The sequence below is a fragment of the Streptomyces bugieae genome (assembly GCF_036352915.1).
In the GTDB taxonomy this organism is placed as follows: Bacteria; Actinomycetota; Actinomycetes; order Streptomycetales; family Streptomycetaceae; genus Streptomyces; species Streptomyces endophytica.
Genome location: NZ_JAZBJP010000081.1, coordinates 1 through 921, shown reverse-complemented (window position 1 = coordinate 921; position 921 = coordinate 1). Strand labels below are relative to the sequence as shown.

Sequence of the window (921 nt, the reverse complement as noted above, 5' to 3'; positions counted from 1 at the left end):
CCAACGAGCACCGCCTACAGCAGCCCTCGGCAACCGCCGGGGGCTTCGTCGTGCTGCCCGGAGGAGACCAGCATGCCCACCTTCGAGACCTGCCCCCGCTTCACCACCGACCTTCAGCACCTCACCCCCGCCCAGCGCCGGCGCTTCCGCCGCGTCGTCCTGGACGCCTTCGTCCCCGACCTGCGCACCGGCCGCAAGTTCCGCCCCGGCTTACGAATCAAGGGGGTGCGCTGCGCGCCGGGCGTCTACGAGCTCACCTGGTCCATGGGCACCGGCCCCGCGGGACGTGCCACGTTCGAGTACGGGGCCGAGGTGCGTCCCGGCACACCGCACGTGATCTGGCGCCGCATCGGCACCCACCAGATCCTCACCGGCCCATGAGCAGCTCGGGCGGTGGGAAGCAACTGTGCTATCGCGTCCGTTCGGATGGAGTGCACGCGGTTTGCGGCGCGTGACCTGGCACCTCTAATTCGAACAGTCGTACTAGTGGGTGGTGGCCACGTACGACTTCCCCCAAGACCTCCGCGACGCCCAGCTCGCCCTTCACCAGACCCGCGCGGCGTACGAGGAGTACGCCCGGACTCTGCCGTGGTCAGCGGAGCCCCTGCCCGGCTGGGAGGCCGAAAAGCAGTTGCACTCCGGCTTCCGGTCCGCGAAACCGGACAGCCCCGGCTATACCGAGGAGCAGCACGCCGAGGTGGCACGGTTCCAAGCCGAGTTGCTGGAGCTGAGCATCACCGTGTCGACGCACCCGTTCTGGGCGCAGGTGGAGCGGGGCCAGGTCGTCGATGCGCGGATGCGGCTGAAGCACCAGCACGAGGCTCCTGAGGCGGCCTGATCATCGCGTCTGGGTCTGGGGGACCTTCTGTCGGGATAGGTTCCGCATCATCCGGGACTTCTTCATCTCTCAACTGCGGATCT

General features: G+C 68.3%; 2 protein-coding genes. Both read left to right on the top strand.

Annotation, left to right across the window (positions count from 1 at the left end):
- Positions 1–72 precede the first annotated feature (72 nt).
- Positions 73–381 carry a hypothetical protein gene (locus V2J85_RS40245; protein ID WP_311604111.1) on the top strand — a complete coding sequence of 103 codons (309 nt, stop codon included), beginning with the start codon at positions 73–75 and terminating at the stop codon, positions 379–381.
- Positions 382–493: 112 nt separating this feature from the next.
- Positions 494–838: a hypothetical protein gene (locus tag V2J85_RS40240; RefSeq protein ID WP_311604109.1), complete on the top strand. Its 345-nt coding sequence runs from the start codon at positions 494–496 to the stop codon at positions 836–838.
- The last annotated feature ends 83 nt before the right edge of the window (positions 839–921 follow it).

Bases quoted from the DNA above. Each gene is read 5' to 3' on its own strand.
- V2J85_RS40245 (WP_311604111.1), top strand. From the start codon at position 73: ATGCCCACCTTCGAGACCTGCCCCCGCTTCACCACCGACCTTCAGCAC.